Annotated in this window: 13 protein-coding genes; 10 read left to right on the forward strand and 3 right to left on the reverse strand. The window is 51.1% G+C overall.

Annotated elements, in window-relative coordinates; genetic code table 11:
* Positions 1-196: 196 nt before the first annotated feature.
* Positions 197-820, reverse strand: coding sequence for a YhcN/YlaJ family sporulation lipoprotein (locus tag FHS19_RS09750; RefSeq protein ID WP_312887186.1), 624 nt, complete (start codon positions 818-820; stop codon positions 197-199).
* A gap of 48 nt (positions 821-868) precedes the next feature.
* Between FHS19_RS09750 and FHS19_RS09755 the strand changes: the two genes are divergently transcribed.
* Both FHS19_RS09755 and FHS19_RS09760 read left to right on the forward strand, forming a co-directional pair.
* Positions 869-2,203, forward strand: coding sequence for a PhoH family protein (locus FHS19_RS09755; RefSeq protein ID WP_183581713.1), 1,335 nt, complete (start codon positions 869-871; stop codon positions 2,201-2,203).
* 392 nt (positions 2,204-2,595) lie between these two features.
* Positions 2,596-3,816: an extracellular solute-binding protein gene (locus FHS19_RS09760; protein WP_183581714.1), complete on the forward strand. Its 1,221-nt coding sequence runs from the start codon at positions 2,596-2,598 to the stop codon at positions 3,814-3,816.
* Between the two features lie 40 nt (positions 3,817-3,856).
* Here FHS19_RS09760 and FHS19_RS09765 read toward each other — a convergent pair whose 3' ends face one another.
* Entirely contained in the window at positions 3,857-4,957 is a 1,101-nt protein-coding gene (locus FHS19_RS09765; protein ID WP_246426534.1) for a coiled-coil domain-containing protein, read from the reverse strand.
* Positions 4,958-5,177: 220 nt separating this feature from the next.
* Positions 5,178-5,414 (reverse strand): DUF2626 domain-containing protein, encoded by a 237-nt coding sequence (locus FHS19_RS09770; RefSeq protein WP_076169833.1) that lies wholly within the window; start codon positions 5,412-5,414, stop codon positions 5,178-5,180.
* A gap of 328 nt (positions 5,415-5,742) precedes the next feature.
* Between FHS19_RS09770 and FHS19_RS09775 the strand changes: the two genes are divergently transcribed.
* The 8 genes from FHS19_RS09775 to FHS19_RS09810 all read left to right on the forward strand — a co-directional run bounded on the left by FHS19_RS09775 (position 5,743) and on the right by FHS19_RS09810 (position 13,810).
* Positions 5,743-6,393 carry an RsfA family transcriptional regulator gene (locus FHS19_RS09775; protein WP_183581716.1) on the forward strand — a complete coding sequence of 217 codons (651 nt, stop codon included), beginning with the start codon at positions 5,743-5,745 and terminating at the stop codon, positions 6,391-6,393.
* A gap of 153 nt (positions 6,394-6,546) precedes the next feature.
* On the forward strand, positions 6,547-7,515 hold the full coding sequence (locus tag FHS19_RS09780; protein WP_183581717.1) for a ketopantoate reductase family protein: 969 nt from the start codon (positions 6,547-6,549) through the stop codon (positions 7,513-7,515).
* A 6-nt stretch (positions 7,516-7,521) separates the two neighbouring features.
* Entirely contained in the window at positions 7,522-7,914 is a 393-nt protein-coding gene (locus FHS19_RS09785; RefSeq protein WP_183581718.1) for a DUF3397 domain-containing protein, read from the forward strand.
* Positions 7,915-8,079: 165 nt separating this feature from the next.
* Positions 8,080-9,753, forward strand: coding sequence for a peptide ABC transporter substrate-binding protein (locus tag FHS19_RS09790; RefSeq protein WP_183581719.1), 1,674 nt, complete (start codon positions 8,080-8,082; stop codon positions 9,751-9,753).
* Between the two features lie 238 nt (positions 9,754-9,991).
* Complete coding sequence (locus tag FHS19_RS09795; RefSeq protein WP_094598767.1) at positions 9,992-10,924, forward strand: ABC transporter permease; 933 nt, start codon at positions 9,992-9,994, stop codon at positions 10,922-10,924.
* 2 nt (positions 10,925-10,926) lie between these two features.
* Positions 10,927-11,874: an ABC transporter permease gene (locus FHS19_RS09800; RefSeq protein ID WP_116229530.1), complete on the forward strand. Its 948-nt coding sequence runs from the start codon at positions 10,927-10,929 to the stop codon at positions 11,872-11,874.
* 14 nt (positions 11,875-11,888) lie between these two features.
* Positions 11,889-12,884, forward strand: a complete 996-nt coding sequence (locus FHS19_RS09805) for an ABC transporter ATP-binding protein (protein ID WP_183581720.1) — start codon at positions 11,889-11,891, stop codon at positions 12,882-12,884.
* Positions 12,881-13,810 carry an ABC transporter ATP-binding protein gene (locus FHS19_RS09810; protein ID WP_183581721.1) on the forward strand — a complete coding sequence of 310 codons (930 nt, stop codon included), beginning with the start codon at positions 12,881-12,883 and terminating at the stop codon, positions 13,808-13,810. The genes FHS19_RS09805 and FHS19_RS09810 overlap by 4 nt, the downstream gene beginning before the upstream one ends.
* Positions 13,811-13,932: the final 122 nt, after the last annotated feature.

A 13,932-nucleotide genomic window follows, 5' to 3' on the forward strand; every position in this document is an offset into this window, starting at 1 on the left:
GTCCGAGACGGTTACGAAGTGGACTCCGATATATGAAATGCAACGTCAACCAGCCGTGAATCCGTCTGTGCCGACTTCTGCTGAATCCGGTGTATGTTTTGACGCGCCATGCAAAAAAAGCCTAGTGATCTGATCACTGGGCTTTTTTCTTATTGCAAAATTTGTTGATTCGGCTGGAATTTCGCCTGTCCTATGCTTAGCGGGTTGGGCTCGGCGAAGAAGGGCTGTTCTGACGCGATTTGACATCGCGCGGGAGCTGCGGCACAATCCGGCCGACAATGTCCGCCAGTTCGGAAGCGAATCCCGATACGGGTTCCCCTTTTTGAATATGCTGACCGATTTCGGCAATCCGGCTGGACAAATCCATATCGGCCGTCACGAGGGCGTTTTTGCCCCGGGGATCCTTTTTGAGTGCTTCGGCAACCGTATATTTGATGGTACCGACGCGGGAACGCGTCAAATCGCCGTCTACGTCGATGCCTACAACGGCAGTATTGCCCATCACGACAGCATGCGCTTTTTTCACACCGTTTACCTTTTCGGCGATATTTTCCAAATGGTCTTTCAAAGCCAGGTCCGTTGTATCTTCTGCAGAACGCACGGCCGTGTTTCCTGCAGACCGGAGTGAAAGACGATGATGGTCGCCGGTTGAGGCGGCTGTCGGCCCCTGTTGACTTTGAGGAGAGGGTGATGCAGTGTTCTGATGATTACAACCGCTCAGTAGAGCCATAGTTAACACAACGAGCAAAAACATTCTCATATGTGATCGTCCTTTCCAGGTCATAAATTGGCATGACGGGTTGTAACTTAGGATGTCCATGACGAAATAATTTATGTGTTTATTATGAGTTCAGTGGAGGGAGAAAGTATGAGAAAGATATTTGTACTGGATACCAATGTGCTGCTGCATGATCCCCGGGCGATATTTGCGTTTGATGAACATGAAGTCGTGATTCCGGCCGTCGTTCTGGAAGAAATAGACTCCAAGAAACGGAATGCCGACGAAATCGGGAGAAATGCGCGGACGGTGTCCCGCCTGCTGGACGGATTGAGGGAAAACGGCGGCCATTTGCACAGCGGGGTGCTTCTGGAAAACGGGGGCAGCCTGAAAGTGGAGCTGAATCACCGCAGTTTTGTCAAAGTACAAGAAATGTTCGGCGAAATGTCCAATGATAACCGTATTTTGGCAGTCGCCTTAAATTATCATCTGGAGGAGCAGGGCAAGGAGGAACCGACGTCGGTAGTGCTGGTGAGCAAGGATGTGCTCGTTCGCATCAAGGCGGACGTGCTTGGTCTTGTGACCCAGGATTACTTGTCCGACCGCATCGTAGGCCCCGGAGACCTGTATACCGGATATTCTACGCTTAAGGTGCATCCTTCCATCATCGACGAGTTCTATTCGTACCGTTTTTTGTCCATTAAGCCGCTGCAGCTGCCTTACCCGCTGTATCCGCATGAATTTGTCATCCTAAAAGACGAGATGGGGAGCACGAAATCGGCCTTGCTGAAGGTGAATGCGGATGCGCTCCGGTTGGAGCCGCTCTTCTTGAGCAATGAGTCCGTGTGGGGAATCAGCGCGCGCAATGCGCAGCAGCGCATGGCACTGGAGCTGCTCCTTAACGACGATATTCCGATCGTAACGATTACCGGAAAGGCCGGTACGGGCAAAACGCTGCTTGCCTTGGCAGCCGGCCTGATGAAGGTCGAAGACGAACATAAATACAAAAAACTGCTGATCGCAAGGCCGGTCGTTCCGATGGGCAAGGATATCGGTTATCTGCCCGGAGAGAAGGAAGAGAAGCTCCGTCCGTGGATGCAGCCGATTTACGACAATCTGGAGTTTTTGTTTGATACGAAAAAGTCGGGCGATATCGATAAAATTTTAATGGGTCTGGGCAGCATCCAGGTGGAGGCACTCACCTATATCCGCGGACGGTCCATCCCCGGCCAGTTTATCATCGTGGACGAAGCCCAAAACCTTTCCCGCCACGAAGTGAAAACGATCGTCTCTAGGGTAGGGGAGGGCAGTAAAATTATCCTGATGGGGGATCCCGAGCAGATCGATCACCCTTATTTGGATGCATCGAGCAACGGCCTGTCGTATATCGTGGAAAAATTCAAACAGGAAGGGATCAGCGGGCACATCACCTTGGAGAAAGGCGAGCGCTCCAAGCTGGCCCAGCTCGCAGCCGATTTACTGTGATCTCATAAGCCGGTACTATTTCCCGAGAAATGATATCACGATCTTCCATCGCATAAAGAAATCCCCCTTGTCCGGTTCATTGGAGCCGGCTGGGGGCTTTTTTTGAAGATATAGTATAAGTTCCGGAGCCTCCGTTTCCTGATCTTGCAAGAAAAACTTCCGCTGCACGCGGTCTGTCAGGTACGTCTTTCTTTAGTTTAACAATTGCAGGCAGCGGACCAAATATATTCGAATTACAATAAAGACAGTTACAGGCGTTGTTTGCTGTCCTTTCGTAGGGCTCGTCGGCGTATTTCTGACAGTCAGTTATACATTCCCAGAAAAAAATAGGACAAGCGCCCTATGAATTTGCTAAAATATTGTATAAGTATTGTGAGGGGAGGCCTAGAGACTTGAGGCGGAAAAATTACTGGCTCTTGTTTGCCATTTTGCTGCTCTCTTTAACCGCTTTATCCCAGGGGCAAGATTTGTCACAGACCCCACCGGGTCATGAAGAGGAAGACGACGCGTCTCTATTTCCACAGCCTTCCACACAAGAGCGAACGTCCCAATCCCCCATCCGGGTCACCGTTCACCTGAGCGATGAGGATTTTAAGCAGCTCGAGGAGCTGAATCATACATATGTCACCGACACCGGAGCCACGGTGGAATTGAACAACATCCCGGACGCCGATGCGTACCTTCAGATGACCTCCGCCCTGGCCGTAGGGGAAGGCCCCGATGTCATGCTCATCAACAGCTCGTGGGTCCGCCCGATGGCTTCCCGCGGTTACCTGCTGCCCGTCGAATTCTATACAAGCAATCGTGCGGATAGTGATACCCTGAACCCGCTGCTGCAGGAGGTAGAATGGAATGGCTACCAGTGGGGAACACCCGCCGACATGGATCCTTATGTGCTGGCATGGAATAAAGAAGCGCTAAATTCGCTTGGAATGAAGGATATTCCAGGTGATATCAGCAGCTGGAAGGAGCTGCTTGGCAAGGCGAAGGGCCGCGGTCATCAACAGCTGCTGGAGATTTCGTCCGGGGACGGCTATGATGCTGCAGCTTTGATGGGAGCACTGGGCACCGATCCGCTAAGCCCGAGTCAGGTATCCCTGGACTGGATCGACAAGGCTCGTGCTTTCATGCAAATGGATCAGGTCGACCAGGGCGCTGACGAAGCCCAGCTTTCGCTAACCATTTCCGCCGTATCGGAAGCGGCGAAGACTCAGACGGCAAATACAGAACTGCGCATGCCAGAGCAGCTGTACGCCATTTATCCGTCCCTCCTGCGCAGCCGCAGCTACGCCGTATCGGCGGGATCACAGCATGCCAAGGAAGCGGCCGAGTGGATTGCATATATGGGCTCGGCAGTCGTTCAGCAGGAATGGTACCAGGCTACGGGTAAACTTCCGGCGCTGAAGAGCCTGTACGACGATACGGTATTCAATCCGGCCGGTCTGCCGTTCCATCTCAACTCCCTGCTTCAGACGGCGGGTACCGATAAGGACACAGGCAGGCTGCAGGCGAAGTGGGATGTGTTTGTCAAAGCATCAGGCGATTATATTGCGGGCAGATCTACGGCCGTAGATTACGTGGAGGCTGTAGGAGGGGAAGCCGGAGGAAGCTGATCCGTTATTCGCGGGCGGCCCGTCTCCGGCTTTTTTGTAATTACATGGACAGCTTAAGCGTGACATGGAGGTTTTTATCCGTACTTTTCACCTCGGTCGCCTTCACGAAGGAGACGATTTGCTGCGGATAAAATCCCAAATCGAACTCTTCCTCCATTTGGCGGCATGTCGTATCAGGCAGTTCATAACCGTTAAATACGAGCTTATCCACATGGAACATGATGGCGTTCTGCGGCTGCTCCTCGACGCTATAGTGGCCCCGAACCTCAAGGGACAGCGTGCCGCTTTGGCCGGAGGCCGTGATCTCGTCTTCGCCAAAGTGAAAGGCAAACTGCTTGAACAGATCGTTTTTGGACCTGAGGAAAGCGTTCAGATCGTCCTCCTTGATATCGATATTATAGGTCGTTCCGTTGGTACGGATCGCCCCGTCCTGATTCTGGATGAACTCCGGAAGGTCGTTCATGGCTGAGGCCAGCGCGTCGAAATAGGTTTTTACCTCGTCTAGCCCGACATTTTCCCAATAAAGCGTAAATTCCTCGATCATTTTCTTAAGCGCTTCCGGATCGCTGCTGGCGGCGATTCCTTGATCGACCTTTTGCTGCAGGGCCGATACCCGTGCCCGCTGCTCAATGAGATTGGATTTCATCTCTTCCAGATCGGCCGTCTTTTTCTCCATGGCCAGCTTCGTGTTTTTAATCTCCGTGTACTCCGATTGATACGCGTCAAGAACCGAGCGGTCATGCTCCATGATCATTTCGTAGACGTCATACATATGAATGAGGCTGCCCAAGTCTTTGGCGGACAGCACAGCAACGAGCAGGCCTTCCCTTTCCCCCATGTAATAAGAACGAATCACGGCTCCCGCGCGGCTCTGCTGATCCTGGATCTGAAGCAGCTTGTTTTCCAGCTGCCCGGACAGCTTGTTCACCTCCTGCTGAACGGTCTGCTGCTGCGCGGTGATCCGCTCAATCTCCCGGTCGATTTCCACAACAGACAGACTGTTCTGCAATATTTCGCGGTCGTCTGTGCTGGCGCCGGCGGACGGATCCGCCCGAAGTTCGTGTACGGGACGGAGCAGCGACAGGCAGAGCATCGGCAGAAGCAGGCAGAGGATTCGCAGGCGTCGTTTGTAAGGCTTCAATGGATTTGATCCCTCCCCCATGGTTGTCCATTGTAAATATATGATTCAACGGTAAAAAATATCATCTCTCTTGGAGCCTGTCAGATTAAGCAAGCTCAGATAACCCCGGCATGCGGATTCAGATGGTTTGCAGTGCCCCGATAAAAAATCTGCAAAGCGAAAAAAAAGCGACCCGGCATTGGATGTCGGATCGCTTTCTTTGGGTTCTCTAATGATCGGATTAAAGCGGTAATCCCATTTTGAATACTGTCCAATAGCTGAAACCGGTAAACGTCACGATCATATAGCCCCAGAAGAGAAGAATGTAAGTTCTCTCCGTAAATTTCAGATACCCCAAGATGACGAAAAATGCGGTCTGTACGAAGAACAACAGAGCCATCTCGACCATGTTGCCGGCATATGCCATAAGCCCGATTGCGAGCGTAAAGAACCCGAGTACTCGAAACATGCGTGCCACGTTATATCCCCCTCTCCTTATGTACGGTCATAGCTAAGCTACGTATCATTATATCGTTAACCCAAAATTGTGTAAACGAAAAAGTTGTTTTTATTATTGTGGTCCCATGAAGACAAAGTATACATTGCCATTCATCGGCAAATTTCCAATATGAGGGTATGAGCACTTTGCAAATTGGCAATACAATTTAGTATCAAATAGATTCTATGAACTCTATGAGAAGCATAGAAATGAAAATAAGCAGCTGTTATACCTTATTCAGTACCCGGTAAACAATCCGGTTATGGAGACGGGTTATTTTAGGATGTTGTTAGGAGGGTTTTGTTGCATGACAGCAGTTAGACAAGATGCATGGAGCAGCGAGGATGACCTTATTTTGGCGGAAGTAACCTTAAGGCATATCCGGGAAGGAAGCACTCAGTTGGCCGCTTTTGAGGAAGTGGGCGAAAAAATCGGAAGGACGGCGGCAGCCTGCGGATTCCGCTGGAACAGCTGTGTCCGTAAAAAGTATGAGGAAGCGATCAGCCTGGCCAAGACGCAGCGCCAGAAACGGAGCTACTATAAGAAGCAGCCGGCAAATTCGGGAATTCAGGTGGCCGGTTTAGGTCTGACCGAGTCGGAGGCGGGTTATTACAAAGTGGAGGGAGCCAGTGAAGAGACGCTCTCCATCGATGCGGTCATCCGCTTTTTGAAACAGTGGAAAGGGAGCCTCCAGGAAAACGGGCGCCAGCTGAAAATGCTGGAGAAGGAGCTCCGTGAAAAAGAAGAAGAGCTGAACAATTTGAGAAGGGTCAACGAGCGGCTCTCCCGTGAGGTCAGTGAAGTCCAGACCGATTACAGGGTCGTTAATGACGACTACAAAGCGCTTATTCAAATTATGGACCGGGCACGGAGGCTTGCCTTTTTGAACGAAGAGGATGAGGAATTGAAATCGCGGTTCAAGATGGATGCCAACGGCAATCTGGAGCGGATTGAGTAAAAGCAATACAAAACGATGCAATGCAGATCCCGTGCGGATGCGTGAAGTTTGCGCAAACCGAACGGGTTTTTTCGTGCGTGTAAGCCTAATGTGATTCCGTATGCGCTATAATAGGGACACGGAAAGTAACCATTGGACACGGAGGATAGGCTAATGTTGATCGATATTGTGGGCGCGGGTTCACTCGGACTGCTGTTCGGGGGAAAATTGGCCAGGTCCGGCAGCCGGGTACGGATCTGGAGCCGCAGCGCCGGGCAGGCAGAGCAGCTCCGCCATACCGGCATTCATATTGCCAAAGACGGTGATCGAAGATTGAAGGTAGACCCCGCGAAGTTCCAATCCGGTACAATCGAACAGCTCGGACAAACTTGGGAGACGAAACCGGGGGATTATGTGCTTGTCATGACCAAACAAAAGGATACGGAGGCGGTATGCCGCTATTTATCCCAAATCAGGCTTCCGCAAGGACACAGCCGGCCGGTCCTCGTTTGTTTTCAAAACGGCTACGGGCATATGGACAGGCTGGAGGCGATACTGCCCGAATGGGATATGCTGGCCGCGGTGACGACCGAAGGAGCAAAGAGAACATCGTATACGGAAGTTTTGCACGCGGGATCAGGGGACACATGGATCGGCGAGAGCGGTACGGGACATGTCCGCAAGGAGGCTGGCAGCCGGTGGTTAAATCTTGTTCAGGCCCTTAAACAAGCAGGATTTTACCCGGTATTGTCGAATGACATCGATAACATGATATTTCGTAAATTGCTGATCAATGCGGTGATCAACCCGCTGACCGCACTCTGGAGGATTCCGAACGGTGAGCTGCTGGGAAGCCCGGCGAGGATGAAACTGATGAAGGAATTGTATGAAGAGACTATAGCGGTTTACGACGCATGCGGAATTCAGTATGAAGATGACATGTGGGATCAAATATTGAAGGTGTGCAGGGCAACTTCCGGGAATACTTCGTCCATGCTGAAGGATGTGCTTGCCGGTACGCCGACGGAAATCGGCTGGATTAATGGAAGCATTGTGGACATGGCGCTGAAGGCGGGGGTTCTGGCCCCTGTCAACGAGCTGGTGACCCGGCTTATCGAAGGATTAATCGCAGAGGAGGAGTGAGGAATCATGGATTTCTTGAGAAATTCATTTATTTTTTTGAGCATCCTTCCGTTTTTCCCGTTTTTGCTCGTGTATTTAGGAGGATATTACTGGCGGAAAAACACCAGAAACCGCGCACTGCTGCTGGCTATGGACGTCACCACTTTATTCTTGATCTTTTCCGTTGCGGCGCTGTTCAACAATACGTTCCATACCAGGTTCGGTTTTTATTTGATCCTCTTGTTTATGCTCATCGCGGTGGGGTTGATCGGCGGGGCCCAGAACCGGCTCAAGGGCAGGATCGATGCCAGGAAAATCGCCAAAGTCGTATGGAGAATGTCTTTTATGCTCATGAGCGCAAGCTACATCATATTTACATTAATCGGTATTTTTAAATACATAATACAGACTGGAGCCTAATATTTTACAATTTTAATCAACAAAAAGACAGGGAAAACCTTTGTTTTTCGCCGTTTGTCACAAGAAAGTAAAATTTTCATGTTTTTCTGTGTAGATTTTTTTGACCACTGGTTGTATAATTTCTAACCATACACATAATTAATTTACCTTTAGGGGGAACAGTTAATGAAAAGGAAAAGCCTGCTCATGATTCTGACGCTGATCCTCGTTGTTGGTACTGTACTTGCTGGGTGCGGTTCCAAGAATGACAATGGCGGCAGCACGGCTAGCGGTGGCGACAAGGGAAGTTCGTCGGCTGCTAAAGAACAAGTACTTCACATTAACCTGAGCGCTGAGCCGCCGACTTTTGACCCGGCGCAAGCCCAGGACACTCAAGCTAACACCGTACTGAAAATGATGTACGAAGGCCTTGTGCGTATCGACAAGGATAACAACCCGATTCCGGGTGTGGCCGAGAAGTGGGATGTTTCCTCCGACGGTCTGAAGTACGTGTTCCACCTGCGTAAAGACGCGAAGTGGAGCAACGGCGACCCTGTAACGGCAAAAGACTTCGTCTTCGCTTGGGAGCGGGTTTTGAATCCGGCTACAAGCCCAGCACCGCCTTACGCCTATCAGCTTTATTACATTAAAGGCGTAGAAGATTACAACACCAAGAAAATTACCGACTTCAGCCAAGTTGGCGTCAAAGCGACGGATGACAACACGCTGGAAGTAACGCTGAACAATCCGACTCCTTATTTCCTGGGTCTGACTTCGTTCTACACGCTCTATCCTGTTCATCAATCGGTGAAAGACAACGACAAATGGGCAACCGATCCGAAGTTGATGATTACGAACGGTCCGTTCACGCTCACAACCTGGACAACCGGTCAGAAGATCGAAGTAACCAAAAACGCAAACTACTGGGATAACCAGAACATCAAGTTGACCAAGGTGACGATGTCGCTGTCCAACAGCAGCGCAACGGAACTGTCCAGCTATAAGGCAGGCCAGCTTGACTATGCAGGTAACCCGAACGGAACGATTCCTACGGACCAAATGCCTGCCGTGAAGAACGAGCTGAAGGACGAGCTCGATTTGAAACCGATCGGAAGTATTTACTACTACGTGTTTAACACGACAGCGAAACCGTTTGACAATGTGAAAATCCGCAAGGCGTTCTCGATGGCCATCAGCCGTCAGGATATCGTCGATAAAGTAACGATGAGTGAAGAAACACCTGCGTTCGGATTCGTGCCGCCAGGTATTACCGGTGACAAAGGCGAATACCGCACTGAGTTCAAGGACGACTTCTTCACCGAAAATATGGAAGAAGCCAAGAAGCTGCTTGCTGAAGGCATGCAGGAAGAAGGATACACAACGCTTCCTCCAATCACTTTGATCTACAACTCCGATGATAAGCACAAGAAAATCGCGCTTGCCGTAGCGGATATGTGGAAGAAGAACCTTGGCGTTGAAGTGAAGACCGAGAACCAAGAGTGGGGCGTGTTCCTCAAGAACCGTCAGAATCTGAACTACCAAGTCGCACGTGCCGGCTGGAGCCCGGACTACAACGATCCGATGACGTTCTTCGATCTGTGGACTTCGACCAGCGGCAACAACGATTCCGGCTTCAAAAACAAAGAGTATGATGCTTTGATCAAAGACGCATTCTCTACGCCGGACACAGCAAAACGTATGGAAGACTTCAAAAAGGCTGAAACGATGATCATTAAAGATCAGCAGATCGTCCTGCCGATTTACTACTATACAAACGTCGCCTTGATCAAACCGAATCTTAAAGGCGTTGTGATCGACTATGCCGGTCAAGTAGACTTCACAAGAGCTTATTTCGAATAAATTTCGAATAGTCTAACAAAAGCAGCTTAGCTTGATAAATACTGTTCGGGATATATATGTGGAGCTTCCATATATATCCCGTTTTTTTTGCTTAGTATATATCTTTACCAAGGGTTTCTTTAATTTGAAATATATAGCATGGACAAATAGATTCGGAGTTCTTTAAAATTAACATATGACCCCGCGGTAGTTGGAGGTCATATGGTATGAAGAGTTTAGCGGGGAGGGTAAATCGGACATGGTACGTTACGTACTGAGCAAGTTTTTCTATATGCTGGTATCGCTGTTTATTTTGATATCGGCTACATTTTTTCTGATGAAGGCCATTCCTGGTAACCCTTTTATGTCCGAGAAAAATGTACCGCCTGAAATCCAAGCCCGGCTGATGGAACAGTATGGATTGGACAAGCCGGTATATCAGCAATACTTCAAATACTTGGGGGATATTGCAACAGGTGATCTGGGGATTTCCATGAAACATCAGAACCAGGAGGTAGGGGGCATCATTCTGCAGACCTTCTCTGCATCCCTGAAACTGGGTATCTTTGCCATCATTATTTCCGTAATTGTCGGTGTACTCCTCGGCATGCTCGCCGCGCTGTACCACCGAAAGCTTATTGATAATATCGCTATGGTGCTGGCGGTGCTCGGCATCGCCGTTCCGAGCTTCGTGCTGGCATCGCTGATCCAGTATCTGTTTGCCCAGAAGCTGGGCTGGTTTAACGTCATGGGCTTTGACGGTCCGCTCGACTACGTTCTGCCGGTCGCCGCGTTGTCGGCGCAGCCGATTGCCTTTATCGCCCGCTTGACGCGCTCTAGCATGCTCGAAGTGCTGCATGCGGATTACATCAAGACAGCCAAGGCCAAAGGCCTTAACTGGATGACTATTATGTTCAAGCACGTGATCCGTAACGGCATTTTGCCGGTGGTCACTTATATCGGACCGATGACCGCCAACGTCATTACGGGTTCCGTCGTCATCGAGCAAATCTTCGGGATCGGCGGAATCGGTAAAGTATTCGTCGACTGTATCACCAATCGGGATTACACGATGATTATGGGCGTGACGATTTTCTACGGCGTTCTGCTGATGCTGGCCCGTTTCATCACCGATATCGTGTACGTGCTGGTTGATCCGCGCATTAAATTAACCGGCGGGAAGGAGGGCTAACGATGGCTGTACAGGATCCAACCTTGATGAATAACAACGTAGAGCTGACGCCCGAAGACTTCCGGAAAATCGGTACCGATGAGAAAGAGGCTGAAATCATTCAGCGGGAAAGTATTTCGGCGTGGAGAGACGCTTGGCAGCGTCTTCGTAAAAATAAACTCGCCATGGCGAGCCTGGTCGTTCTCATCTTGATCATTCTGGCTGCGATTATCGGCCCGATCATTTCGAAATTCGATTCGGCCACCAACGATTTGCTGGCCACGAACCAGCCTCCTTCCAAGGAGCACTGGTTCGGCACCGATGACTTGGGCCGGGATATGTTCGTCCGGACATGGATGGGCGCCCGCATTTCCTTGATCGTCGGTCTCGCTGCCGCACTTATCGACCTCTTGATCGGTGTCATTTACGGCGGCATCATGGGTTATTTCGGTGGACGCGTCGACGCTATCATGAACAAGTTTTCCGAGATTTTGTATTCCATTCCTTATATGCTGGTCACGATTCTGCTGCTCGTCGTCTTTGAGCCGAGTATCGGTACGATTATCCTGGCGCTGACGATTACCGGCTGGATCAACATGTCGTGGATCGTTCGCGGTGAAATCATGCAGCTGAAGAACAGGGAGTACGTTCTTGCCTCCCGTTCCATGGGCGCAGGCTCCGGCCGGCTGTTGTTCCGCCACCTGCTGCCGAACGCGGTTGGTCCGATCATCGTCACCTTGACGCTGTCCGTACCGAACGCGATTTTCTCGGAAGCCTTCCTGAGCTTCCTCGGTCTGGGTGTCCGGGCACCGATCGCTTCCCTCGGTTCGATGGTTAACGATGCCCTGACCGGATGGATGTACTACCCATGGCGGATGCTGTTCCCGGCCATTCTGATCAGTTTGACAATGCTCGCATTTAACATTTTCGGTGATGGCCTCCGCGATGCGCTCGATCCGAAATTGAAATAACAGGAGGTGAGATCATGGAGCCGATTTTACAAGTAAAAGACCTGCATGTATCCTTTCACGTCAAAGGCGGCGAAGTCAAAGCCGTCCGCGGCATGAATTTTGAAATAGGCAGAGGAGAAACGGTGGCGATCGTCGGTGAGTCCGGCAGTGGTAAAAGTGTGACCGCGCAGACGATCATGCGCTTGATCCCGTCCCCTCCTTCAGACATCAAGAGCGGTCAGATTATTTTCCAAGGCGACGATATTCTGAAGAAAACCAATAAAGAAATGGAAGCGATCCGCGGGAAAGACATCGGCATGATTTTCCAGGATCCGATGACTTCCCTGAATCCGACGATTAAGGTCGGCAAGCAAATTACCGAGGTTCTGATCAAGCACCAAAAGCTGTCTTCCGCCGAAGCGAAAGAGCGCGGTCTGGAAATGCTGAAACTAGTCGGCATCAAGAACCCGGAAGAACGCTTCAACCAGTACCCGCACGAGTTCTCCGGCGGTATGCGCCAACGCGTCATGATTGCGATCGCATTGGCCTGCCGCCCGGCACTCCTGATCGCCGATGAACCGACGACGGCGCTGGACGTGACGATCCAGGCGCAGATCATGGACGTTATGAAGGATATGCAGCAGAAGCTCGGAACTTCCATTATCCTCATCACGCATGACCTCGGCGTCGTGGCCGGCATGTGTGACCGCGTGATCGTCATGTACGCCGGTGAAGTGGTAGAGACGGGGACGAAGTGGGAGATTTTTAAAAACCCGCAGCACCCGTACACGAAAGGCCTGCTGCGTTCGATGCCGCGTCTGGACCAGAAGAAGGGCGAGCCGCTTATTCCGATTATCGGTACGCCGCCGGACCTCATCAAACCGCCGGTCGGCTGCGCATTCTGCGCCCGCTGCGATGAAGCGATGAAGGTGTGCGAACGGATCAATCCGGGAGCGACGGTATTCAGCGACACCCAAATGGCGCGCTGCTGGAATCTTCATCCGATGGCCAAGGAGGTTCAATCGTCATGAAAGAGAACCATTTGATCGAAGTCGAAGGCCTCAAGAAATACTTTAACGTCGGCGGCGGCAAGGTCGTCAAAGCTGTGGACAACATTAATTTTTTCATCCGTGAAGGCGAAACGCTCGGCATGGTTGGCGAATCGGGCTGCGGGAAGTCGACCGCGGGCCGCACGATTCTCCGCCTGTACGAGCCGACCGCCGGCAGCGTAAAGTTTAACGGCACGGATATTTACAAGCTGTCGCCTTCCAAGATGAAAGCGATGCGCCGCGACATGCAGATGATTTTCCAGGATCCGTACGCTTCCTTAAACCCGCGGTTTACCGTGTCGGACATTATCGGCGAAGCGCTGGATATCCACAACCTGGCCGGCAGCCGCAAAGAGCGGAAGAAGCGCGTAGAGGAATTGCTGGATATGGTCGGTCTGAATCCGGACCATGCCACCCGTTATCCACATGAGTTCTCCGGCGGTCAGCGTCAGCGGATCGGGATTGCCCGTGCGCTTGCCGTTAATCCGAAGTTCATTATTTGCGACGAGCCGATCTCGGCGCTGGACGTGTCCATCCAGGCACAGGTCGTCAACCTGCTGAAGGATTTGCAAGACCGGCTTGGGCTGACCTATCTGTTCATTGCCCACGACCTGTCGATGGTCAAGCATATCAGTGACCGCGTAGCGGTGATGTACCTGGGCAAAATGGTAGAGCTGGCCGACAGTGAGGAACTGTACGCCAATCCGATTCACCCGTATACGAAAACGCTCCTCTCGGCGATTCCGATCCCGGATCCCGAAGTGGAGGAAAACAAGAAGCGGATCTTGATGAACGACGAAAATTCGGGTCCGATTCACTCCGCCAAAGGCGGAGATGCAGCGGATCAGGAAGACACGAGACTTGTGGAAGTTTCTAAAGGCCATTGGGTCGCTGCCCCATATGCCTAAGCTTTATCAGCTTTACCGCCGGGTGATCCCGGCGGTTTTTTGTTTGCTTTGACGGATACAACAACATTGGTTACAATCAAGAAAGATTGCGGTAGTATAAAGTAAGCACGGAAGTGATTGGG

The sequence above is a fragment of the Paenibacillus rhizosphaerae genome, from assembly GCF_014192015.1.
In the GTDB taxonomy this organism is placed as follows: Bacteria; Bacillota; Bacilli; order Paenibacillales; family Paenibacillaceae; genus Paenibacillus_AQ; species Paenibacillus_AQ rhizosphaerae.